At 25.0% G+C, this 24,953-nt stretch carries 22 protein-coding genes and 1 riboswitch; of the genes, 13 read left to right on the forward strand and 9 right to left on the reverse strand.

Annotated elements, in window-relative coordinates:
* Window positions 1–11: 11 nt before the first annotated feature.
* Window positions 12–1,748 carry a GIY-YIG nuclease family protein gene (locus AXW82_RS00565; RefSeq protein WP_004795022.1) on the reverse strand — a complete coding sequence of 579 codons (1,737 nt, stop codon included), beginning with the start codon at window positions 1,746–1,748 and terminating at the stop codon, window positions 12–14.
* A gap of 146 nt (window positions 1,749–1,894) precedes the next feature.
* On the opposite strand from AXW82_RS00565, the gene AXW82_RS00570 reads away from it, so the two are divergent.
* Window positions 1,895–4,744, forward strand: a complete 2,850-nt coding sequence (locus AXW82_RS00570; RefSeq protein ID WP_223212177.1) for an HsdR family type I site-specific deoxyribonuclease — start codon at window positions 1,895–1,897, stop codon at window positions 4,742–4,744.
* A gap of 207 nt (window positions 4,745–4,951) precedes the next feature.
* Here AXW82_RS00570 and AXW82_RS03605 read toward each other — a convergent pair whose 3' ends face one another.
* A complete protein-coding gene (locus tag AXW82_RS03605; protein WP_060913308.1) occupies window positions 4,952–6,481 on the reverse strand; it encodes a DDE-type integrase/transposase/recombinase in 1,530 nt (509 codons plus the stop codon).
* Window positions 6,482–6,534: 53 nt separating this feature from the next.
* On the opposite strand from AXW82_RS03605, the gene AXW82_RS00580 reads away from it, so the two are divergent.
* From AXW82_RS00580 to AXW82_RS00590, 3 genes are read left to right on the forward strand one after another with little or no spacing between them, the layout of a single operon-like run.
* Window positions 6,535–6,897: a hypothetical protein gene (locus AXW82_RS00580; RefSeq protein ID WP_060913309.1), complete on the forward strand. Its 363-nt coding sequence runs from the start codon at window positions 6,535–6,537 to the stop codon at window positions 6,895–6,897.
* A 16-nt stretch (window positions 6,898–6,913) separates the two neighbouring features.
* Window positions 6,914–8,563: an HsdM family class I SAM-dependent methyltransferase gene (locus tag AXW82_RS00585; protein WP_044084312.1), complete on the forward strand. Its 1,650-nt coding sequence runs from the start codon at window positions 6,914–6,916 to the stop codon at window positions 8,561–8,563.
* Window positions 8,550–9,083 carry a restriction endonuclease subunit S gene (locus AXW82_RS00590; RefSeq protein ID WP_060913310.1) on the forward strand — a complete coding sequence of 178 codons (534 nt, stop codon included), beginning with the start codon at window positions 8,550–8,552 and terminating at the stop codon, window positions 9,081–9,083. Before AXW82_RS00585 ends, AXW82_RS00590 begins: the two co-directional genes overlap by 14 nt.
* Here AXW82_RS00590 and AXW82_RS00595 read toward each other — a convergent pair.
* Window positions 9,052–9,813 carry a restriction endonuclease subunit S gene (locus AXW82_RS00595; RefSeq protein WP_223212178.1) on the reverse strand — a complete coding sequence of 254 codons (762 nt, stop codon included), beginning with the start codon at window positions 9,811–9,813 and terminating at the stop codon, window positions 9,052–9,054. The two genes, AXW82_RS00590 and AXW82_RS00595, sit on opposite strands and share 32 nt — an antisense overlap.
* A gap of 64 nt (window positions 9,814–9,877) precedes the next feature.
* Here AXW82_RS00595 and xerA point away from each other — a divergent pair, with 64 nt between their 5' ends.
* The 6 genes from xerA (at window position 9,878) to AXW82_RS00625 (ending at window position 15,760) form a co-directional block, all read left to right on the forward strand.
* Window positions 9,878–10,855, forward strand: coding sequence for a site-specific tyrosine recombinase/integron integrase (gene xerA / locus AXW82_RS00600; protein WP_004795013.1), 978 nt, complete (start codon window positions 9,878–9,880; stop codon window positions 10,853–10,855).
* 8 nt (window positions 10,856–10,863) lie between these two features.
* Window positions 10,864–11,970: a restriction endonuclease subunit S gene (locus AXW82_RS03660; RefSeq protein ID WP_220096403.1), complete on the forward strand. Its 1,107-nt coding sequence runs from the start codon at window positions 10,864–10,866 to the stop codon at window positions 11,968–11,970.
* Between the two features lie 73 nt (window positions 11,971–12,043).
* Window positions 12,044–12,937, forward strand: a complete 894-nt coding sequence (locus AXW82_RS00610) for an SMODS domain-containing nucleotidyltransferase (RefSeq protein WP_004795008.1) — start codon at window positions 12,044–12,046, stop codon at window positions 12,935–12,937.
* Window positions 12,909–13,430, forward strand: a complete 522-nt coding sequence (locus AXW82_RS00615) for an SLATT domain-containing protein (RefSeq protein WP_004795006.1) — start codon at window positions 12,909–12,911, stop codon at window positions 13,428–13,430. The genes AXW82_RS00610 and AXW82_RS00615 overlap by 29 nt, the downstream gene beginning before the upstream one ends.
* An 82-nt stretch (window positions 13,431–13,512) precedes the next feature.
* Window positions 13,513–15,261, forward strand: a complete 1,749-nt coding sequence (locus tag AXW82_RS00620) for a DUF262 domain-containing protein (protein WP_060913311.1) — start codon at window positions 13,513–13,515, stop codon at window positions 15,259–15,261.
* Window positions 15,262–15,301: 40 nt separating this feature from the next.
* Window positions 15,302–15,760 carry a hypothetical protein gene (locus AXW82_RS00625; RefSeq protein WP_155637803.1) on the forward strand — a complete coding sequence of 153 codons (459 nt, stop codon included), beginning with the start codon at window positions 15,302–15,304 and terminating at the stop codon, window positions 15,758–15,760.
* 91 nt (window positions 15,761–15,851) lie between these two features.
* Here the strand turns inward: AXW82_RS00625 and obgE are convergent, their stop codons facing one another.
* Window positions 15,852–17,117 (reverse strand): GTPase ObgE, encoded by a 1,266-nt coding sequence (gene obgE / locus AXW82_RS00630; RefSeq protein ID WP_004795005.1) that lies wholly within the window; start codon window positions 17,115–17,117, stop codon window positions 15,852–15,854.
* A gap of 225 nt (window positions 17,118–17,342) precedes the next feature.
* Between obgE and leuS the strand changes: the two genes are divergently transcribed.
* From leuS to AXW82_RS00645, 3 genes are all read left to right on the forward strand, one after another.
* Window positions 17,343–19,730, forward strand: coding sequence for a leucine--tRNA ligase (leuS, locus tag AXW82_RS00635; RefSeq protein ID WP_004795002.1), 2,388 nt, complete (start codon window positions 17,343–17,345; stop codon window positions 19,728–19,730).
* A gap of 41 nt (window positions 19,731–19,771) precedes the next feature.
* A complete protein-coding gene (locus AXW82_RS00640; RefSeq protein ID WP_060913313.1) occupies window positions 19,772–20,155 on the forward strand; it encodes a hypothetical protein in 384 nt (127 codons plus the stop codon).
* Window positions 20,156–20,238: 83 nt separating this feature from the next.
* Window positions 20,239–21,102: a hypothetical protein gene (locus AXW82_RS00645; protein WP_060913314.1), complete on the forward strand. Its 864-nt coding sequence runs from the start codon at window positions 20,239–20,241 to the stop codon at window positions 21,100–21,102.
* 167 nt (window positions 21,103–21,269) lie between these two features.
* Here AXW82_RS00645 and AXW82_RS00650 read toward each other — a convergent pair whose 3' ends face one another.
* The 5 genes from AXW82_RS00650 to AXW82_RS00665 all read right to left on the reverse strand — a co-directional run bounded on the left by AXW82_RS00650 (window position 21,270) and on the right by AXW82_RS00665 (window position 24,953).
* Window positions 21,270–21,494 carry a hypothetical protein gene (locus AXW82_RS00650; RefSeq protein WP_060913315.1) on the reverse strand — a complete coding sequence of 75 codons (225 nt, stop codon included), beginning with the start codon at window positions 21,492–21,494 and terminating at the stop codon, window positions 21,270–21,272.
* 31 nt (window positions 21,495–21,525) lie between these two features.
* Window positions 21,526–22,557: a DUF4116 domain-containing protein gene (locus tag AXW82_RS00655; protein ID WP_004794996.1), complete on the reverse strand. Its 1,032-nt coding sequence runs from the start codon at window positions 22,555–22,557 to the stop codon at window positions 21,526–21,528.
* Window positions 22,558–22,656: 99 nt separating this feature from the next.
* Window positions 22,657–22,746, reverse strand: a riboswitch (SAM riboswitch).
* 136 nt (window positions 22,747–22,882) lie between these two features.
* Window positions 22,883–23,179, reverse strand: a complete 297-nt coding sequence (locus tag AXW82_RS03665) for a hypothetical protein (RefSeq protein ID WP_004794994.1) — start codon at window positions 23,177–23,179, stop codon at window positions 22,883–22,885.
* 303 nt (window positions 23,180–23,482) lie between these two features.
* Complete coding sequence (locus AXW82_RS03670) at window positions 23,483–24,505, reverse strand: hypothetical protein (protein ID WP_004794992.1); 1,023 nt, start codon at window positions 24,503–24,505, stop codon at window positions 23,483–23,485.
* Window position 24,506: 1 nt separating this feature from the next.
* Window positions 24,507–24,953: a hypothetical protein gene (locus tag AXW82_RS00665; RefSeq protein WP_004794989.1), complete on the reverse strand. Its 447-nt coding sequence runs from the start codon at window positions 24,951–24,953 to the stop codon at window positions 24,507–24,509.

A 24,953-nucleotide genomic window follows, 5' to 3' on the forward strand; every position in this document is an offset into this window, starting at 1 on the left:
CCAATAATTGGTTATTTTTTTGTGCTTATTGCATTAAAATAGTTATGTATTTTAGTTGCTAAATCTTTATTAACTACCCTGAAAAGCTCTTCAAGAGAAGCGTTTTTTATATTTTGGATGTCATTAAAATGATTAAGAAGTTTTATTTCGGTTTTCTCACCAAGTCCTTGTATATTAAGTAATTCTGATTTCATAAGCTTATTATTTCTAGTTTTATTTAAATACTTTTTAGCATTTTTATCAACATCATGTTGGATATTTTCAAAGAATTTAAAAACCATATCACTAAAAGTTATTGAGTTATTATTGATATCAATAACTTTTTGCGTTTTATGAAATTCATTTTTAACTAAACCAATAACTTTGTTGTTAAATCCATAATTTTTTAGACCTTCGTAAATTTCTTTAATTTGGTTAACTGAACCATCAGCAATAAATAAATCTTGTTCATTAATTTTTTTCTCATGTAGTTTTAAAAATTTATGAATATTAAAATACATATATTTTAAATCATCTTCTTTATCAAAATTAGAAATTTCTTTTTCCAGAGTCCATTTATATAAAATTGGTTTTTTATAGTTTAATGAATTAATTTCTAAAACAACACCAACACCATCTTTCTTCTTTTCAAAAGAATTATCAAAAATATAAATATTTCTTAGGTTTTTAATATTTAATGTTTTTGATAATTCATCAAATATTTCATAACCTTTTTCTATGTTTAGTGATTTATACTTTTCATTTATATTTAATTCTAGATTATTAATAATAAGTGCATTAGTTCCAATTTTAGGGAATGAAATTATTTTATTTAATTCATCACTAAATTCGAGTTCTAATTCAGATATCTCTTGATTTATATATATTTGTTTAGGAATTATTTTTCCTTGATAATATGATTCTAAAAATTGTTCAATAAATTCATTAAGTAAACCATTTCATTTAAAACTTTTTAGAATAACATTAGTTACTATTCCATAGTTATATGTTTTGATTGCTATGTAAACCAATTCTTTGAATTGTTTTACATATATATAATCAACTAAAAAATATTTTTGAATATCGGTAACTTGAGGTTCTTTAGTTTTTCTAAGAAATTCTTGAGCTTTTTGATATTTTTCCGCGTTCTTGAAGTCAGTTTTAAGAGCAAAATTGACTTCTTGTTCATATAATTTATTTATAAAGTCGTTATTTTTATATTTAAAAATTTCTTTAATTTCACTAAAGATATTTAATGCTTCTTGGTAAGTTTGTTCTGTTATTAACAAACCATTTTTATATGTATAAAAACTTTTTAATACATCTATAAAGTTTTTATGAGCGTCATTATAGAATAAAGGACCGTAATAAAACTCGTTTATACTTTCTTTTTTACTAACTTTTTCACTAAAACTGAATTGTATTAAGTTCTTTTTATTTATTGAAACCTTTATATATGGACTTTTTTGGGTATTAATAAGTTTTATGTTATAAGGCGGCATATACTCTTTAATCATTTTTTCTTCAAGATGTAATGCATCTCTTTCACTTAAAGTATAAACAATATCAAAATCAGTAATTTCTAATACCATTTTTGATGTTTTATAGGAGTTTATACTCCCTGCAAAATATTGCTTCATTCTTTTTTTAAGATTTTTTGCTTTCCCGATATAAATAACCTTATTTTCTTTATTTTTTCATAAATAAATACCAGGTTTATTCGCAACAGTTTCAATTTTTAATGCTAGTATTTCGTTTTGATTATGCATATAAAAATTATATAGTATCTTTTAAAAGAGTTTTTATATTAAATATTTTGAGTTCTGCTTTATTTTGAGCCTAATAACTTAACAATTGAACAGCTTTCAATGGTATAATTTAAATATAAATATTTAAAAAATAAAAAGGGGTGGTAATGTCTTATAAAAATAACACAGAAAAAACAAGAGTACAACTGCCTGCAATGATTCATCTTTTAAGATTGGGGTATACATATTTATCGATTTCAAACAATTCTAAGAATAATATTAACATTGATAAAGAAACAAATATTGAAGTTAACATTTTCAAAAATCAATTCGAAAAATTAAACCCTAATTCAGACTTAACTACTGAAAAAATATTAAGAGATATAAAATGAAGTTTGAACAATGATGATTTAGGTAGAGATTTTTATAATAATCTTATTTCTCAAAATATTAAATTAGTTGATTTTGAAAACATAAATAATAATGTTTTTCATTTCGCAGCAGAACTCGAGTATTCTCATGATAATGAATCATTTAGGCCAGATATAACTATTTTTATTAATGGGTTACCTCTAGCGTTTATTGAGGTAAAAATTCCTAACAATAAAGATGGACAATTAGCAGAAGAAAAGAGAATGAATGACTTAAGGATTTCGAATAAGAAATTTAAAAGATTCTTTAATCTCACTCAATTAATGATATTTTCTAATAATATGGAATATTCGGATAATGGCAGCAAATCTTCTGGTTCTTTTTACTGCACAGGAGCTAACAAAAAAGTGTTTTTTAATAGATTTATAGAAGAGCCAATTAAAAACGATCCCAATTATTTTTATAATAATTTTGTATATAACGATATTCCGGTTGATATTGAAAAATCAATTCTTTCAGATTTTAATTCTAAAAATATTTTAAATACAAGTGAATACGAAACTAATAAAAGTTATTTAACAAATACAAATAAAATATTAACTTCATTATGTAGTAAGGAAAGAATTTTATTTTTTATTAAATACGGAATAGCATACTTAAACTCCGAAAGAGAAGAAGATGGCAAAAAAATAACTATTAACCAAAAACATATAGCTAGATATCAACAATTATTTGCTTGTTTAGCAGTTAAGGAAAAATTAGATAAAGGAATAAAATCAGGGATTATTTGGCATACTCAAGGAAGTGGTAAAACGGCTTTATCATATTATCTTGTTAAATTTTTAACAAATTACTTTTCAAAAAAGAATAAAGTCGCAAAATTTTACTTTATAGTAGATAGAATTGATCTATTAGAACAGGCGAAACAAGAGTTTGAAACCAGGGGATTGAGCGTTAAAACAGCTGAAAATAAAAAAGAATTGCTAGAACAATTTAGTAATTATAATGCTAGTGAAGGTAATGCTGGAAGAACCGAAATTGTTGTTGTTAATATTCAAAGGTTTAGTGAGCATGATAAAGATATAAAATTACCTCCTTATTCAACGAATTTACAAAGAGTTTTAATAATTGATGAAGCCCATAGAAGCTATAACATAAAAGGAAGTTTTTTGGCCAATTTAATAAATATTGATAAAGACTCAATAAAAATAGCATTAACAGGAACACCACTTTTAAAAGATGAATGAACTTCTATGCAAATCTTTGGTGATTATATACACACTTACTATTATGATAAATCCATTAATGATGGATATACTTTAAAAATAATTAGAGAAGATATAGATACATATTACAAAAATAACCTAAAAGAAATAAGTAAAGAATCATCTTTATATGTACAAAAGAACGAATTTAAAAAGTCTTTTTTAAAAGAAAACGACAATTATGTTAACGAACTTTTAAGGTATATAATCAAAGATTTTTATAGATTTAGAAAAGTTAACAATGATAACACATTAGGAGCAATGATAATTTGTGACTCTAGTGGGCAAGCGAAAAAAATAAATGATAAATTTGATGAAATTCAAAAAGAAATCAGTAATGAAATAGATGAAGAAGTTAATTTTAAAAAAGGACTAATTTTACACGACGTAGATGACAAAGAAACAAGAAAGAAAGTCGTTGCAGATTTTAAAAAGAATTTTAAAATTGATATATTAATTGTTTATAACATGTTATTAACTGGTTTTGATGCTCCTAGATTAAAAAGATTGTATTTTGGTAGAAAGTTAAAAGCACATAATTTGTTGCAAGCAATAACGAGAGTAAATAGACCATATAAAGATATGAAATATGGTTATGTAATAGATTTTGTTGATATAAAAGAAAATTTCGATGAAACAAATGAAAAATATTTAAATGAACTCAAAAGATTTAATACAGGATTGTCCGATGAATATAGTAATAAGTTTCAAAATATTTTTTTAAGCAAAGAGGAAATCCAGGAAAAAGTTAAAAGAGCAGAAAATGCAATATTTCCAATATACCATGGTAATTTAGAAGAGTTCAATAATTCTATATATAGAAAAGACAAAAAAGAATTGTTGGAAATAAAAGACATTTTAGAAGACGCAAAAGGATGTTATAACATAGCGAGAAGTTTTTTTGATTCTTCATTTAGAAATGAATTTAAAAATTTAGAAATAGAAGAGATTTCTCAAATGATATCACTTTTATATAAAAGAATTTCATTTATAAATTTTCAGGAAACAGAAAATAAAGGTCAAGAAATTAAACTTATAACAAATGAAATTTTATCAAATATCAAATTTAATTTTGTTTTAGCTTCGAAAGAGGAAATGAAAATTATTTCTAATGAACTAAACGATAAGATTCAAGAAATAGAAAGGTCATTATCAAATCAAGTTGATAAAAATGAACCAACGTTTATTTCGTTACAAGAATTAATCTTTTCTAAGCTTAATGAATACAAGTATAAAGAAATAAATAGTGTTCATGAATACGAAAAAATATTGAAAGATATAAGTGCATTAAACGAGAAACTAAATGATGTACAAAAGAAAGAGGAAAATTTATTAAAGTGTAGAATAACATGTATTTTGAGCTTATTTTTGAACATTTAACTCCTTATTTAGGAGTTAAATGTTTTTTCATTTTTTATTTATAGAAGTCTGCACTTTTTTGAAAAAAAGTGGCAAAAAACTTAAGCAAAAAAATTTTTTTATTTTTTTGCTTTTTTAAATTTATAAATTTACGCATTTTTTCTAAATTTCCCTACATCAAAAGAGCAATTTTTATTTTTAAAATTTTCATAAAAAATATTAAAATTATTATGCATCAATTCTTATATCATCATTGATGCTTCTGTGCAATGCTCGGAGTATGCTTAAGTATTCGGACATGATTTTATTAGCTTCAAGATTACTATCTTGCGCATTCACGGAAATACTATTAAATTTTGAGATATATAATTCAAGAGTTTTAAAAAATGAATTTGTTTTATTATAGATAAATGCTAGTTTCCCTACGGCTGGAATAGAGTAATCTAATCCTTTCTCTAAAGCTCACATTTCTGTTAAACTTAGATATTTTCCGTTAGGTTCCTTAGCAAAGTATTTTTTATCATTATATTTAAAATACAAATTATCATCCGAAGAATGCACTAATAAAACGTCAGAATTATAAGGGAAGATAATTCTTTTGTTATACATATCAAAGGCTGCGTAATTTTTACCTTGGTATCTAACAACACCATTTAAAACTTTTCTATTAATCTCTAAATCAACGGCTCAATTGCCGTTTTTCTTTCCCTCTTTTTGAAAAACATTTTGTTTAGAAATTATTTTTTTATTCCTGATATTGTAATAATTTTGAAATACTTCATTATTTTTCTTCAAATCATCAATATTTTTATATCCGTTTTCGTGAATAAGTAACGGATATTGGTCTAGTGATGTCCTAAAAGATCTTTCAACATGTGGTTTATGTTTTGGATTTGATGAACTTAGTACTTCTATTCCCTTTTTATTTAAAACTTTTTCAAAGACTGTTTGTGTGTTTTCGCTTCCTCAAAAACTTCTTCTTTTATCAGTATAGATTTTCTTTGGGAATCCATACTTTTTAAATACAATTTCTAGTAGTCTTTGATATCCTAATGTTGTTTCTTGTTCTTCGAATCATGCTGCTAACAATGTTCCTGTTGCTACATCTATTGCATGATAAAGATATAATGGTTTATCATTTTTCAAGTATGGTTCAAGTTGTGCATCAATCTCAACAATTTCGCCGAATTTTAGATTTTTCTTTAGATTTAAAACTTGTCTTTGTTTTTCGTTTTGTTTAATCTGTTGATAATAATTTTTTAATATCAATGTTATATCTTCTGAGGTTTTTTTCTTTGATAATCTTGCAACCCTTCTTCCTCTCTTGGTTGTATGTATATTAAATAAACCTAATTGATTAAATCTCTTAACTAAAGTTTTGTAAGAAATTTTTTCTCTTATAAAAGAACCATACTCAGAATTGAAGTATGTTTTAATTGAAAGTTGATTATTTGTTAGATCTCTATTCAAAATAAACTGACATGTTTCTAAATAATTTTTAAAGACTAATTCTATTTCTGCATCAGTTATTTTGTAATTTCTTTGATGATATTTATTTTTATGTGAGACAACAATTTCTTTTTTGCTTTTAATAACTTTTTTATATCTTTTTACAGTTGATAAACTAAGGTTTGTAATCAAGCTAAGATAAGATAAAGATTTTTCGATATTTTCAGCAATCAATTTTAAAGATTGTTGTTTTTTTATTTCAAATTTTGTTAAATTTTTATACTTAAATAAGTTGTGTGTTATTTTCATAAATAACTTATACCACTTTCTTGTTAAATAGGCTCATTTTATATGAGATTAATATGTGGCTCAAAATATATGTTATTACACAAAATGATGTACAAAAGAAAGAGGAAAATTTATTAAAGCGTTATGATAATGACCCAAAAATGACTTATATGCACAAATGAGTCAAGGATATTAACTCTAAAATAAATTTAGGTGAACTCATAATATCAAAAAATGATAGCGAAATTGAAGAAACCCTACTTTTAATCAAAAATTATATAGATACAAAATTAAACAATAATAATTCGCTTTTAAATCAAAGAAACGTTTTAAAAAAGATAATTATTCAGGTGATAACACGGGAAGAAATAAAAATACCTCAAGCATACAAAGAAAAGTTTGTAAATGAAATAATTGAACAATATAAGAAAAACTAAAAATAAGGAAATAAACATGAATATAGAAATTAAAAACAAGACAATAAAACTTATTGATGAACTAAAGGCTATTTGTCAGGTCTTTGGACTCGGGAATGATGGTAATGAATATAAAATAATTACTCAAATATTCTTATATAAATTTATAAATGATAAATTTGGATATGAATTAAAAAAAGAGGATGAAAATATAAGAAATGCAGAAAAATGAGATGAAGCATTTATTAATATGGATAAAAGTTCAAGAGATAAGTTATTGAATAAGCTTAATCCAGAAATACCTACACTTGAACCTGAGCACCTTATTTCTTCATTATGAAATCAACAAGATAAAGGTGACTTTTCTTCAATATTTGATAAAGTTATGTTAGAAATTTCAAGAAAAAACGAAGATATTTTTGTAACTAGAACATCACAAGGTACAAAAATACCGATTTTTGAAGAACTAACAATATACATAACTGACAGAAATGAACGTTCAAATTTTGCGAAAGCATTGATTGGTAAATTGCATAATTTTTCATTTGAAAAAGTTTTCGAAGAAAAATACGATTTCTTTTCAACAATATTCGAATATTTAATTAAAGACTATAACACAAATGGGGGCGGTAAGTATGCCGAGTATTATACCCCTCATTCAATTGCTTCCATAATGGCAAAACTTCTTGTTGGCAATGAAAAAGATTTAAAAAGCATGAATATTTATGACCCATCAGCTGGTACAGGTACATTGCTAATGGCCTTAGCCAACGAAATCGGAAATGAGAAGTGTACAATATTTGCTCAAGATATTTCTCAACGTAGTAACAAAATGTTGAAACTAAATCTTATTTTAAATGGATCAACACTTTCATTAGAAAATGTTATCCAAGGAGATACTTTAACATCTCCTAATTATTTGTGGTTTGACAAAGATGAGGAAAATGACAGAATTGAAGAATTTGACTTTGTTGTTTCTAACCCGCCTTTTAAAATGGATTTTTCAGAAACTAGAGAAAAATTAGCTAGTATGCCTTCAAGGTTTTGAGCTGGTGTGCCTAAAATACCTGCTAAGAAAAAAGAGAGCATGGCCATTTATACATTATTTATTCAACATGTAATTAATTCTATAAAAAAAGATACTGGAAAAGGTGCTATTGTTATACCTACAGGTTTTATTACATCTAAATCAGGTGTTGAAAGAAAAATATTAGAAAAAATTGTAGACGACAAAATAGTTTATGGATGTATAAGTATGCCTTCAAATGTTTTTGCTAACACTGGTACAAATGTTTCTGTTTTGTTCTTTGATAAAAAACAAAAACATGACAAAGTTATATTAATAGATGCATCTAAACTTGGCGAAGAGTACCAAGAAGGTAAAAATAAGAAAAAAAGACTAACTAACGATGATATTGATTTAATAATAAAAACTTTTAATGGTAAAGAAGTTGTTGATAATTTTTCGGTAGCCGTTACCTATGATGAAATTAAAGAAAAAAACTACTCATTATCAGCTGGTCAGTATTTTGAAATCAAAATAGACTACATAGATATGAGTGAAGAAGAATTTGAAAACAAGATGTCTGAGTATAAAAATGAATTATTATCCCTTTTCGAAGAAGGAGATAAATTACAAAAAGAGATAATGGAGCAATTAAGTAAAATAAAATATGAAAAAAGCTAAGATAATAAAATTAAAAGATATAGCAACATTTACTCCAGGTCAGTCACCGGAGTCTAAATATTATTCTGACAATAAAATGTTCACACCTTTTTTGCAGGGAAGTAGAACTTTTGGGAGATTATTTCCTGAAATACACACTTATACTTCTAAAATAACTAAAATTGCAAAAAAAGGAGATATTTTAATGAGTGTCAGAGCTCCAATTGGCGACTTAAACTTAGCTCCTATCGATTTATGCATCGGTAGAGGATTAGGAGCTATAAAAGGGATAGATATTCCTAATGAATATATTTTTTTTATTTTAAAGAATAATATCAATAATTTAATAAAAAATGCTTCCGGAACCACGTTTTCTTCTGTATCAGCAGATGAAGTATTAAATATGGATTTATTAGTTCCGATTAAAAATTTAAAAAAAATTGGAGATTTTTTATGAAAAATAGAAAGTAAAATAGAGATAAATAACAAGATAAACGATAATTTAGATGTTAATCATATATCTCGGCTTGTCCGTTTATAAGGAGTATGGTTAAAAAATCACGTAATTTTGTTAGTCTTTGATTTTCTGATAAATTCTTAACAATATTTTTTATAATTGGTTTTGTTAAGTTAGCGAACTTAATAGCTATTTCATTATTAAAGGGTATTAATAGTTCTTCTGCTTCAGTAGTGCTTAAATTAGATTGCGATGAACCGTTTGATATATTCTGTAACTTATTTCTTATTCATTCGCTTTTTAACATACAATATATGTATGAATTTAGGTTAGGGTCACTCGGTTTAACAAGAGCTACTCGTTGATTTAAAAGACAACCTTTACTATAGATAATACCTGAACGCCCAACGTTTCCTGTTAAAGATAATAATATATCATAAGGCTTTAAGTTGCAATAATCTTGCATGCCTTTTGGAGTATTGTTTATGTAATTATCAACATTTAAATTAATACCGTTCTCTTGCACATTCTTTATGGTTATTAATTTATATCTCCCTTCTTTAACATAGTCACTTTTAGAAAAAGGATATCCAGATAAAAATGATGCAATTTTAGATAAGGGTATAATTTCGAAATTTTCTGGTAAATAAGTTCTTAAAATCTCATTTTTAACCATGTTTGAACCAGAAGATTTGTAAGGTTTTTTGTTTTTATTAGGGAAATCAAATTGAAAAAACCAATATTTATAAATAAAACTCATTTGTTTCTCTAAATTATCGTTTAGTGAAATAAATAGTAAAAAAACTTCAATCAAGGGTGAAGTTATATTTTGAAAGAACATCCCTTGAATATCGTTCTTTATTAATTAGGAGAATGATATGACAAAAGAAAAAACAATAAAAAACATAATTCAAAAAATGCAAAATATTTTGAATAACAAACAATTAAAAGTGCTAGGGCATGTTCTTGAGGCTGAATTTCACACTTATTTTGGTGATAATGAAGAAAATAAAACTAACAATGAATTACTAAATATGTTTATTAGTTCCAAGAAATTAGAAGGTTGTTCAGATAACACTATAAACTATTATAAATCAACAATTGAAATGATGTTGAAATCAGTAAATAAAGAAATTGCAGAAATCGAAACTAATGATTTAAGAAATTATTTATCTAACCAACAAGAAAAAAATAATTCTAGCAAGGTCACAATAGATAATATACGAAGAATACTATCTAGCTTTTTCTCATGACTAGAAGATGAAAACTATATTGTCAAAAGTCCTGTGAGAAGAATAAAAAAAGTAAAATCACCTATTATCATTAAAGAAACATATTCAGATGAAGAATTGGAAATTATGCGGGATTATGTAGAAAATTATAGGGATATTGCTCTAATAGATATATTAGCTTCTACAGGTATGAGGGTAGGAGAATTAGTAAAATTAAACATAGAAGATATCAATTTTAACGAGAGGGAATGTATAGTGACCGGAAAAGGAAATAAAGAAAGAATGGTTTATTTTGATGCAAAAACAAAAATACATTTAAAAAACTATCTCATGTCCAGAAAAGATACTAATAAAGCTTTGTTCGTTTCTTTAAAATTTCCTTACAATAGAATTAGCATAAACGGAATCGAAACCAGGTTAAGAAAAATAGGAAAAAGTTTAAATATAAAAAAAGTTCATCCACATAAATTTAGGAGAACTCTTGCTACTATCGCAATAGATAAAGGTATGCCTATTGAACAAGTCCAAAAACTATTAGGACACGAAAAGATAGATACTACTTTAAAATATGCGATGGTTAAACAAAATAATGTAAAAACATCACACCAAAAATATATAAGTTAAGAGGTAAAATGAAAAAACTTAGGTTAAGAGATATAGCAGAAATAAATTCTCTTCTATTATTAAAAAAGGATAGAATTTTAGAAGTTAAGTATCTTGATACAAGCAATTTAACAAATAATGTAATTGAAAACTTCCAGCATTTTAATTCTGAAGAAAAAAAACTTCCTTCTAGAGCTAAAAGAAAGGTTAAGCAAAATACTATATTGTATTCAATGGTTAGACCAAATCAAAGGCACTTCGGAATACTTAAGAATTTAGATTTTTTAAAAATATTGGTTTCTACCGGATTTTGTACTATAGATGTAAATGAAAATATTGCTGATCCAGATTTTATTTACTATTTTATTACTCAAGATTTTATGATAGATAAAATGCAGAATTTAGCTGAACAAAGTACAACATCATACCCATCAATTACACCAAATGATATCAAAAATATAGAGATAAATTTACCGAATTCAGAAACACAAAAGAAGATCGGGAAATTTTTAAGTGATATAGAAAACAAAATAAAAATCAATAACAAGATAAACGATAATTTAGAAATGTACCTAAAAGCAATTTTTAATACAATTATTAGTAGTAATTCTAATAAAAAACGAATAAGACTAATAGATATAGCCGATTTATATCAACCCAATTCTTTAAATGCCAAAAATCTTGATAATAATTATCCATACTTTGTTTTTGGTGCAAATGGTATTATTGGAAAATATAAAGAATATAATCACGAAGAAAATGAGGTTGCAGTATCATGTAGGGGTACTTGCGGATTAGTTTACATGTCATTACCTAAGTCTTGAATAACGAGTAACGCCATGGTTGTAAAACCTAAAAACTTTTTTCCATATAAAGAATTTATATTTAAAACATTACAAACAAAATCTGCTTCATATCTTGCTACGGGTTCGGTCCAACCTCAGCTTACAAAAGAAAATTTATCTTTATATGAGGTTATTTTACCCGAAGAAGAAAAAATTATTTACTTCGAAAACATTGCAAAAAAAGTCAGATTAATAATTAACAAGAATATTAATGAGAATCTCAAGTTATCTAATTTACAAAAATTTTTACTTCCTTTACTTATGAACGGACAGGCTGAGATAGATGATTAACATCTAAATTATCGTTTATATTCCTGCTTTGTATAAGAAAATAAAAATTAAAATATTAAAAAAGAGGCAAAACATGAATAGAATATTTAAAATTTTTCACGACAATATTTATATGAATAAAGATGTTCGTGAAAAAATACAATTAAGAAGAGAAGAAATTACAAAAATCATAGACAATGAATATTACGAGTTTGAATTAAACTCTGCGATTTCATTTTTTTCTGGTTCATATGGACGAAATACAGAAATAAAAAGTAGTGATATTGATTTAATAGTTATACTTCCAAATAGTGTTAAGGAAAGATTTGATAAACGAATTGGAAATATACAATCTCAATTTTTGACAGAAGTTAAGGAAAAAATTGTTAAAAAATTTCCTAGATCTGAAATATCTTCAGACGGACAGGTCATAGTTATTAATTTTTCAGACAATATTAAATTTGAAGTTGTTCCTTGTTTCAAAAATGAGTTTGGTGACTTTTTATACTACGCCAACACAAATTATGGAGGGAAATGAGAAACCATGGTACCTAAAAAAGAAATTGACGCATTCAACAAAGGCCATAAGGAGAGTAATTTCATTATAAAAAAATTTTGTAGAATGATAAGATCATGAAAAGAATCTAACAATGTTCCAATAAAAGGGGAACTAATTGATGCCATGGTATTTGATTTTTTTGAAAATTACAAAGGTTTAAAATTGGAACCATTTAGCTGTTTTGATGAATATACAAAAGATTTTTTTGAATACATATATAAAAATATTGATTATAAAAGTTGATTTGTCCCAGGCAGCTATAGAATACTTAAAGTAGAAAATAAAGAATTGTTAAAGAAAAAAATATATCAAGCATTTATATATGCTAAAAAAGCAATTTCATTACCGGTAATTCTTACTAATAGTTATTATAGTAGAGAATATTTTTGAAGGGAAATATATGGAGAAAGATTTTGAAAAGTTAAATAACGATATAATTAATAATATTAATGAAATTCATGATAATGTAATTTATTCCCAGGTAACCCATGAAAAAGAGGTTGAAAGATTAATGCGGTGATGACATACGCTCAAAATTACATTAATTATTTTATCAGCCATTATTTCTAGTGCAGTTATAACTAGTATTCTTGGAAAAACCCAAATTTCAAATATTATAACAGTTATTATAGCTGCATTATCTTTAGTGTTTCACTCTATAAGCTATAATTTTGATTTAAATTCTAAAATTTCTGAGCATAAGAAAAGTGCTGATGAACTTAGATATATAAGGGACCAAATTCAAATCTTATTAGCCGAACAAAATATATGAGATTTAGAAAAAATAAGAAATGAACGAATTTTAATAATAGAAAAGCTTAATCTAATTTACTCATATGCACCAAAAACTTCCAAGAAAAGTTATAAGCTAGCAAAAATAGCATTAGAGAAAAAAAGGCAACAAAAACTATTGCAAAATTAATAATATTTAATTCAAGAGACAAACTATTTGCTTGTCTTTTTTTTTTTTTTGATTTAATTAGTAATAAATAAAGGAGATAAAAATGCCTAAAGAAAAAAGTATTTATGCAACAAATAAAAATATTGAAGAATTATTTGGTGATTTAAAAAATTCTTATTTTTTAATACCCGATTACCAAAGACCTTACTCATGAAGTGAAGATGAAGTGATTACTTTGTTTAATGATCTATGAGAATATTATATTTTTAATAACGAAAGCAATGAACGTGACCCTTACTTTTTGGGTAATATTGTTATTTTTAAAAATAGCAACAATGAATATGAAGTAATAGATGGTCAACAAAGAATAACAACCATATCACTTTTGATTAGAGCTATGTATTTTATGCTAGAAAAAAATGTTGATAGTAATAATAGAGATGTTACTATTTTGAAGCAAAAATTGGAAACTATTTTATGACAGCAAAAAGATTCGTCATATAATCCTGATTTTTCAAAATTTAAACTTTATTCTAAAGTTATAAATGATAAAAATAAATTAATATTCGAAGAAATTCTCAAAAACGGTATATATAACGAAAAATCTAAAGATAATTATTCAAAAAATTACAATGTCATTCTAGATTTAATAAAAGAAAAATCAGAAGAAACAACAACAGGCATTATAAATTTTTATAGATTTATAATAGAAAGAGTTTTAATATTAAAAATAGAATTAAATAATTTTGATACTGCTTTAAATATATTTTCTACTTTAAATAATAGAGGGTTACAACTTTCTGATGCCGATATATTTAAATCAATAATATACTCAAAAATTAAAGGATCAAATGAAAAAGATGATTTTATTAAAAATTGAAAATCTTTAGATTTAGAAATTAATGATAATAATGAAACAATGCAAAAAATATTTACTTATTGTATGTTTTATATAAGATCTTTAAATAACGACACTTCTTCAACAACCCCTAAGATAAGAGATTACTTTTTAAAACAACACGGTTCATCGTTCTTAGAATATCCTGACAAATTATTAGAATTATTAAGTAATATAAATGATTTTATGGGAGTTGTAAATAAAAGAAATACCATAGAAAATCAAGAATGATCAAAGGATATTGGCATAATTCAGAAACTTGATATTTTAAGATCTTATCCAAACGAATTTTGAAAATATCCTGTTATTAATTATTATATGTCGCATCATAAGAAAGTTGACTTTGTTTACCATTTTGATTTTTTCTTAAAAAAACTCATTATTTCTTTAATAACAAAATATATAGAAATACCTTCAGTAAATGGTATTAAAGGATCTATCTTACAAATAAATGCTAATTCTATTAATAATTTGAGCCCAAAAATGGATTTTAAAAGAAAAATAACAATCGAAAACTTAAGAAATGAATTAAAAGAACCTCATCCTAATATTTTAAAAATGATTTTAAAGTTGATTTCTTATAATGTTGAAGATGAAATGAATTTATTGCCAGAAAAGTGGGAAATAGAACATATACTCCCTAAAAATTGAGAAAAGATTTATCACACAAATGATGATATTAATTTAATTAATAAGAGTATAGAAGAACTAGGGAATAAAATACCACTAGAGAAAAAAGCGAATATATTATCCGGTGATAATTTTTTAAAAAAGAAATTAGATGAATACAAAAAATCTAATATAAAAATAGTAAAAATATTTGTTCAAGAACATAATGATCAAATTTATTGAGGAATAAATGATATCAAGAAGAGAAACGAGAAATTGATTGAAGAAATTTTAAATGTATTTGAAAAATGAAACAGTGAATATAATGTATTAAAGGAGAATTAAAATGAAACTTAGCTTCAAAATAATAATATTTATCTTAAATATGTATTGTTTAGTGATTATTCCATCATTTGTGATATTTATAATCTATAAAAAATTTAGTGAAATTTTCGAAGACACAACATCAACAATATTAGTATTGACTTCTCTTTTTGCTTATTTAATATCCGTCATCTTATCAATAAGGGTTGCTGTAATAGAGAAAAAAGAAGGGGAAAATTTATGGATATTTTTTGCAATATGTAATATTACAATAATATTATTTATTCCTTCTATGTTGATTTATTTGTTTATACTATTTGTTAATCAGATTGATCTAACTTCTTTTAAAAATCGAAATTCTTATTCAAATATTAATAGTAGAATTAACCACATAAAAAGCACAAGCAAAAGATCAGCTGCCTTATTATTGTTAAATAAAAAAAATGACAAAGAAGAAGATTTAGATCAAATCGGTAAATTGGTTGATGACATGATAAATGAAGAACGAAAAAGAAAATAAATATAAAAATTTAATAATTTCTATTTAGACTTTTTGATTAATAAATTTGCAAAGTATAAAAACTATCTATATTTAAATAGATAGTTTTTTACTATTGTTCATCTTCTCATTCGAATTCGAATCCATAGATAGAAACAGTATCTCCTCTTTGGATATCCTGTCTAATTAATTCTTCTCATACACCAATTTTCTTAAGAATATTGTTAAAACGTACTAAGTTATCATAAGTATTAATAGGTATCTTGTGGTAAAGTTCTTCAACTTTTTTACCAGTAACTTCAAAATGACCTTTATATGGCGAATTAACTACATAATCAGGTTCAAATTCAATAACTTTAACTTCTTCTTCGTCATTTTCAATAGTAGCATATTGATTTTTTTCAATTAAGTTTCATAATTTAGCTTTAACTAAATCAAGGTTATCTCTAAAAATTGCAGATATCTCAACTATTTCAACATTTGGGAATGCTTTTTTGAATTTTTTAATATTATCTTTAAAAACATCCATGTCAGATTTATTAGCTATAACCAATTGAGGTTTATTTTCTAATTTAAGACTATAACTTCTTAACTCATTATTAATAACATTGAAATCTTCAATTGGATCTTTATCTTCAGAACCAAAATCAACAATGTGAGCTATTATTCTACAACGTTCAATGTGCTTAAGGAATTGAATCCCTAATCCCTTACCTAAAGAAGCTCCTTTAATTAATCCTGGTAAGTCAGCAACTGTGAATGAATTATCATGGAATTGAACCATACCTAATTGAGGAACTAAAGTAGTGAACTCATAATCAGCTACTTTTGCATTAGCATTAGATATTGCATTAAGAAATGTTGATTTACCTGCTGAAGGTTTTCCTACAACCCCTACATCTGAAAGAATTTTAAGAACAATTTTGGCTTCATATTTTTCACCTGGCATACCGTTTTCCGCAATTTTTGGAGCTGTATTTTTGGTTGTCTTGAATTTATTATTTCCACGACCACCTTTACCACCGCTTGCGATTAAATAAGGAACATCTGGTTCGATAATATCTGCGATTAACTTTTTACCATTGTAGACTAATGTACCAATTGGAACCTTAATGTAAGTGTCCTTAGCGTTGGCTCCATAAAGGTTTTTAGGTCCACCATTAACCCCATCTTCTGCAACTATATGTTTATTTTTATAGAAGCTTAATAGCGTATTTTTTCCTAAATCACCAACAAAATAGATGTGACCACCACGACCACCATCTCCACCATCTGGACCACCTTTATCAACGTGGGCTTCACGTCTAAAGGAAATCATACCATTTCCACCTTTTCCTGCTTGTACTGATATAGTTATTTCGTCAATAAATCTTGCCATAATTCTCCTTATTTTAAATATACTCTAAATATTACCATATTTTATATTCTTTTTAAATAATTATACAAGGTAAAAGAAATAAAATTTTAATAATCTATTCTAAATAAAACTAAAATATTATTTTAGTTATTTAATGACCTAAATATTCGCTATTTAGGTCTTAAAATGCTTTTTTATTGTATTAATTATATTAATAACATAAAAATAAGTTATAATTAAATAACTATGTATAATCACAAAAAAGTTGAACAAAAATGACAAAAAATATGAGAAGAAACTAAAGCTTTTATCACTACAGACAAAAGTAATAAAAAATTTTATGCTTTAGATATGTTTCCTTATCCTTCTGCTTCTGGGTTGCATGTTGGTCATCCAGAAGGATATACTGCTACAGATATTGTTTCTAGATATAAACGTTTAAATGGTTATGATGTTTTACACCCAATTGGGTGAGATGCTTTTGGTTTACCAGCAGAGCAATATGCTTTAAAAACAGGTAATCACCCAGCACCATTTACGCAAGCAAATATAAAAACATTTAAAAAGCAACTTAAAAGTTTAGGGATGTCTTTTGATTGAGATAAAGAAGTAGATACAACTGATCCTAAATTTTATAAATGAACTCAATGAATTTTTAAAAAACTTTATGAACATGGCCTAGCAGAAATAAAAGAAATTGATGTTAATTGATGTGAAGGTTTAGGGACTGTATTAGCCAATGAAGAAGTTATTACTGATGAAAACGGTAATAGAGTTAGCGAAAGAGGTAATTTCCCTGTAATTAGAAAACCAATGAAGCAATGAGTTTTAAAAATTACAGCATATGCAGAAAAACTTTTAGAAGGACTAAATGAGGTAGAATTTTCTGAATCATTAAAAACTCTTCAAGAAAATTGAATCGGTAAATCCGAAGGACATGTAGTTAAATTTGATTTAGAAAATTCAAATGAAACTCTAGATGTATTTACCACAAGAATTGATACTTTATTTGGCGTCTCATTCTTGGTTATAGCTCCTGAACATTCATTATTAAATAATGTAAAAAATAATCATGAAATAAGCGAGTTTTTAGAATATTCTAAAACTCTAAGTGATAGAGATCGTATTTCTAATAACAAAGATAAAATAGGTGTATATACAGGAATAAATGCAATACATCCTATTACAAAAGAAATATTACCTATATGAACATCTAATTATGTTTTAAATACTTATGGAACAGGTGCTATTATGGCCGTTCCAGCAGAAGATGAGCGTGATAAAGATTTTGCCCTTAAATATAATTTAGAAATTAAGGAAATTATTTCTAAAGAAGATCAAGTATTGATTAATTCTAATCAATTTAATGGGTTAAGTATTAAAGAAGCTAAAAACGCAATTCATAATTTCCTAGCTAAAGAAAACAAATCAGAAATAGAAATATCATACAAAATAAGAGATTGAATTTTTTCAAGACAAAGATACTGAGGTGAACCATTTCCTGTATATTTTGATGAAGATAATAATATTTATATCGAAGAAAATATTGTTGAATTACCATATATGGAAAATATTAAACCTTCAACTACTGGTGAATCACCTTTAGCTAACAATAAAGAATGACTTTACTTTGAAAAAGATGGCAAAAGATTTAAAAGAGAAACAAATACAATGCCTCAGTGAGCGGGAAGTTCTTGATATTTTTTAGCTTATATAATGAAAAATGCTGACGGTTCATATCTTGACATGGATAGCAAAGAAGCATATGAAAGATTTAAAAAATGATTGCCTGTAGATTTATACATAGGTGGTCAAGAACATGCAGTAGGACATTTAATTTATTCAAGATTTTGACATAAATTTTTATATGATATTAAAGTATTACCTGTGTCTGAACCATTTTTTAAAGTTGTTAACCAAGGTATGATTTTAGGACCTGATGGTCAGAAGATGTCTAAGAGTCGTGGCAATGTTATAAACCCTGATGAAATAGTAGAAGAATATGGCGCAGATACATTAAGAGTGTATGAAATGTTTATGGGTCCATTAACTGATACAAAAGAATGAAGTGTTGATTCAATTCGTGGAATTAGAAAATGATTAGACCGTGTTGAAGTTATAATAAACAAATTTGCAAATGATTCTAGCTTAATAGATGAAAGTTATAAAGATAGTGAATTTAATTCTTTATGACAAAACACAATAAAAGAAGTAACAATAGCGATAGATACACTTAAATTTAATATTGCGATAAGTAAATTAATGGTATTTATTAACGCTTTATACAAGGTAGAAAAACTACAATCTATTAAACCTTTAATTGATTTTTCTATTATGCTCTCTACACTTGCTCCACACCTTGCAGAAGAATTGTTAGAGCAATTAAATCAAAAACAAATCAAAGAGCAAAAATGACCTGTTGTTGATGAAAAATTAATTCAAAATTCTACTGTTAAAATAGTAGTTCAAGTTAACGGTAAAGTTCGTGCTGTAATTGAAAAAGATAGTGATTTAAGTGAAGAAGAAATTTTTTCTTTAGCACTCGAACAGCCAAATGTTCAAAAATTTATAGATGGACAAGAGATTAAACGTAAGCAATATGTTAAAGATAAAATAGTAATCTTTAATGTGTAAGAATATTTGAAAAATGATTAATATTAAAAAATGGAGATTTTATGAGTGAATTAGATTACGAAAAAAATAGTGAGTCACAAATTGTTAAATTAAAATATAGTAACGTTTTAGATTTTTATGCAGATATGCGAACATTAGATAGAGTTGGAAAAAGTTATGCTATTCAAATAAAAGGTATTAAATTGTTAAAACAATATATGTTTAAAGATAATTACGGTTTTTTTGTGGCTAATAAGCCGCTAATTGGTATAAAGGGAAAAGAAATTTTTATATCAGATCCTATTGGGGATAATTCTAAAAAAAGACAATTTATTGAAAAATGAATTAAGGAAGTAAAGTCTAAAAATAACCTAGAAGGTGAATTTAGTATTCAAGATTTTGAAAAAACCGTGAATAAAGGTGAAATTTTAGTTAAATGTATTTAATTTATGTTGATATTTTTGCTCATAATAAATTATTAAGTCCTGTTGAATAAATGTAGTTTTGAGCAAAAATAAATGGAGGAAAAATGAATAATTTAGAAAAATATGAAAAATTTTTTGAATTATATGAAGTTATAGAAAAAACAAAAAAGAATGAGCAATCTGAAAAGTGATTACCCCTTTTAAATAAGAAAAATAGGGATTTTATTAATGCTGTTTTATATGTTGATTCAAACTATAATCTAGACCCTTTAGCTAAAGAGCCTGACAAAAAATTTATGTTTAAATTAAAATCGATCATAAGTGGCGAGAAAGAAGAGCTAGAAGGTTATGCTGGTTCATCATCATACTGATTCGAAAGGGTTATGAAAACTGATAAAAATGCCGAAGATGAATACAAAAAAGCGATCTTGGGATCTATAATTTCTATTGATAGAAGCAATTCAACTCATTTGGAAGCAATTAAGGGAACAAGGTTAGAAATTCTTAATAGAATAATTGAAATTGCGCCAAATAAAGAACAATTAGAAAAAGAATTAAAAAATGATGATCTAAACGAAAATCATATATTGTTTAAAATAACAGATGCAATAATTGATAATAATAATGAAAAAAACAGGTTTAACTTATCTTTTGCTTCTAAATTTTGCGCATATGCTTCGAAAATAATTCTAGGAGAAGTTAAATACCCTAAATATGACAGTGTAGTTTCTGATAATCTTTTTTATTTTTACAATAAATATGTGGACGAGAATTCTAATAAGAATAAAAATACTTATAAAATTAATCATGAAATTAGAAAAATAGATGAATATATCAATAAATATCTTTTATATACGAATGATATAAAAAAGATAGTGGAAAAAGTAAAAATGAATAATGAATTTAGTGATTTTAATATTGAAGATTTAGATCACATTATTTGATACTTTTTAAAAGGCCAAAGATAAAAACGTCTTAAAGTTTAAGCTTTTTTGCTTAAAAATTACAAAAAAACACCCATAATTTGTATGAAAATACATTAATTATGAGTGTTTTTATTATTTACAATTTTTAATCCTAAAATACTTAAAAATCTTAAATCAACCGTTTTCAATTATTATTCAAACTTTAATATTTAATCTTTACTTGTTTCAAAATACATTGCCGCTACAACAAGTTTCAACTTACTTACACTATTTAACTTTAATAGCTCAGCTGTTCTTTCTTCTTCAATTGATATAATGTTATTGTTGTGGATCTTATAAAATTGGTATCCATTTAACACACCAACAAAGTTTATCCCATATAATCTTTTTAATTCCCACATTTCATTTAAATTATCTAATCTTACCAATCTCATTTATTTTCTCCTTTAATTATTCTTGATAATATTATTTTCCTTTATAAGCATCTGCTATTCATTTAAATACATCAGGGTCATTCTTGATTTTTTTAGACACATATTCTGAATGTCTTAAAAAATAAATATCTCGCATAGATTTTTTGACTATTTCTTTGTCTCCTCTTAATCTATCTGATGAGTTTATTATTTTAGAAGGCGATAATGAAACAGCAAGTAATACAACTTCTTTATCATCTTTTAATTTATCAGACAGAAATTGTAAAGAACCAGGTCTTTTACTGATTGCTAATAATGCCAATTCTTTATCGTTTTTCAGTCTATCTGAAGCATATCTTATTGAATGTGGGTCTTTTTGTATTGCTTGTAAAACAAAATCTTTTTTATCTTTTAATCAACTTGATGCATATTTTAAATTATCGCCTTTTTTCTTAATAGCTATTGATGCAAAATCAAAATCATTTTTAAGTCGATCCGAAGCATATTTAAAGTTGTTTGGTAGTCTTTTAACTGCTAACTCCATTACTTGAGAATCATCTTTAAATTTATCAAATATATCAGTCAATATGTCTGGATTTTTTTCTATGGCATCCATTACAAATTTTTTATTATTTTTAAAATCATAACTTAACATTCCAAATAAATATCCGTGATCTATTATTTTGTTTAAAACGATATTATAATGATCTTCATTATTAATATCAAAATCAAATAAATTAAAAAAACTTCACACACCTAAAACTTGCTTAATAAATTTAGTGTCATTTAATATTTTCTTATCAACATGTTTTTTTAAAATAAGTGCAATAAAATCATTTTTTGAATCGTATCATATTTTTTTCAAAAATTTAATTATAAAATTAGGACTCTTTAAATGAGTATTTTCTAATAAATTTCATGCAGATTCAACTTTTTCATAATTCAATATAAATTCTTCTGTTGAAATTATTGAAACTATTGCATCTATTTCGTTATATTCTTTTTTTAGTTCCTCAATTTTTTGTTTTTTAATTATGTTATTTTTAATACAAATACTTGCTAATTCATCAAATATTTTTATCATTTTTTCTCCTTTTTTAATAATTAATAGTAACTAAAAAAAGAAAGAAAAAACTTCCTATAGTTATGATAGGAAGTTAATTATTTTATGAAAATTAAACCTTCACTATCATACAAGCTTTAGCACTTTGCCTTTGTTAGGTAAGTTGCTGAAGGTTCATAGAGCTTGTCTCTCCCCTTCTCTTTATAGTTACTGTAGTATTATAAAAGATTTATTAATTAATCCAAACCAGAAAATTTAATTTTGATTTAACAAACATTATAGTTTTGGATTTTTATTTAACAATTGCTATATATTATTTTATTATTTAAAATAAAATGTAAAAAAGTTAAACAAGAATTACTAGGAATAAAACTAAAAGCAAAATAGTTAATATTATTGACGAAGTTACTCCTGCAATAATGGCTCACATCATAATTTTTTTATTTTTAATTAAAATTTGTTCAGTTACTAATTTTACATATATATCTGTTTTGTCTTGATGTTTTTTGCTTTTATCGAATTTAATAAGTTTTTTTAATTTTGGCCTGTCTAAACGTGATGACGAATCTTGTAGCACTTTATTTAAATCTTTAATTACTTGCTCATTATAAATTGAGCATTTTCTCCTGTATTTAAATATCATTCCAAAAAGTATATCATCTAAAATTTTTCTTCCCTTGATAACTGTTTCGTTTTCGCTTTCTTCTATTTTTGCATTAGTAACAAGTATTACAATCTCATTTAAATGTGGAGCAGCAAAAACAAAGTTATCAAGACTTATTTTTTTATCTAAGCTTTTTAAATAGTTATAAATATTTTCTGCTATATTTAAAAATAATTCAGCAATTTTTTTAATTTCTAAAACACTTTTTCTTAATGAGGTTAAAATTTCTTGCGAAATAGTTAATCTATCTTCTTGTATATTGATAATTTCTTCCAGAAATTCTTAACCTCTTAAATCATATACACTTATTCAATAGTCAAAGTATTCTTGTTTGTTTTCTGAAAGCGCTAAGTTTAGAGTATCTTTAAATGCTTTTTTGATGTTTGAGTTATCAGCAATATCACCTTTATCTAATATATAGCGGAATATTTTTGCTGAATCACAATTACTATCTTTGAAAAATTCTAATTTAATATCTTCATTTTTAAAATATTTCGAATCTACTAACAATGCTTTAACATTGTCATATATAAAATTGTTATAAGCTTTCGAAATAAAGTTATTATATAACTCAATTCCTGCATAATATAAATCATCATAAAGAGTCTTTGTTTCATTTTTTTCATCATCATCAAACTCTAAAAAACAATCAAAACCTTTTTTAATAATTTTATATTTTTCTTCATCATTCAAGTTATTAGGGAAAAGTTTAATCATTAGCCACACTGCATAAAATAAATATTTTCTTGCATAAATAATGTATTTTTTAGAATTTGATCTTTTGCAAGCAACATAAAAATCTAAGTAAAAATCAAAATCTTCCTGCATAAAATTATTAATTTTGCCAGAACATAATTTTGTATAAGATTCTAGCATTAATAAAGTTGCATAATTTGAAGCCTTTGTCCCGCCATAGAACTTTTTTGCTAGTTTTATTGTTTCTTCATAATTAGAATTAATGAATTCTAAATTAATTTCATAAATATCTCTTAGTTCTTTGTTTAAATGAATAATTCTTTGTTTTTGTTCATTAATTTTAATTCTCATTTTATCTTTTGATGCTTTTGTAATATTAACAATATTACTTATTATTTTTGAAACTTCTTTTTCTATCTCGGAATTAGCGCTTTGGAAAGAATTTGAAATTTTTTTCTCCAATTCATGTGCCCCATATCTACTAGAATTAAACTTAAGTTGCTGAGAATTATTGGCTAATTTATTTAAAGAATTTTCAAATTTATCTAGATTATTTTCAGCTTTTTTAAGTTCTTTTAATATATTTTTAAAATCATATGTTGAAGCCATTTTATTCTCCTGCTTTTTTATTATTAATAAACTTATTTGGATCAAAATTAATTTTATGATCATTAAATGTTTGCACATTGAATGTTAAAAATTCTTGGCCTAGGTCACTTTCAATTTTAGGATAGCTTGAAAATAATCTATTTACTTCTTTTTCGTATTCATCAGCTTCTTTATTTATTGTATTATTTAATTTCTTTGAAATACTATTATCGCTATCGTTTTTGAAATAAGAAGATAATCTAATGTTGGCATTATCAACTATTTTAGTTGCGCTTGATAAAGCTTTTTCGCTTTCGTTTATATAACTATTTATTTTATTTTCAGATTCCCTCATTTTAGATCTGTATATTTCTTTGTAAATTCTTGTTTCAAGTGAAGAATACAATGTTTGGAATTCTTTTATTGCATTCTTTATTTCTTTTATATCATTTTCAGATAATGTTGACAT

Origin of the sequence: Mycoplasmopsis canis PG 14, from assembly GCF_001553195.1 — a bacterium.
Lineage (GTDB): Bacteria > Bacillota_I > Bacilli_A > Mycoplasmatales > Metamycoplasmataceae > Mycoplasmopsis > Mycoplasmopsis canis.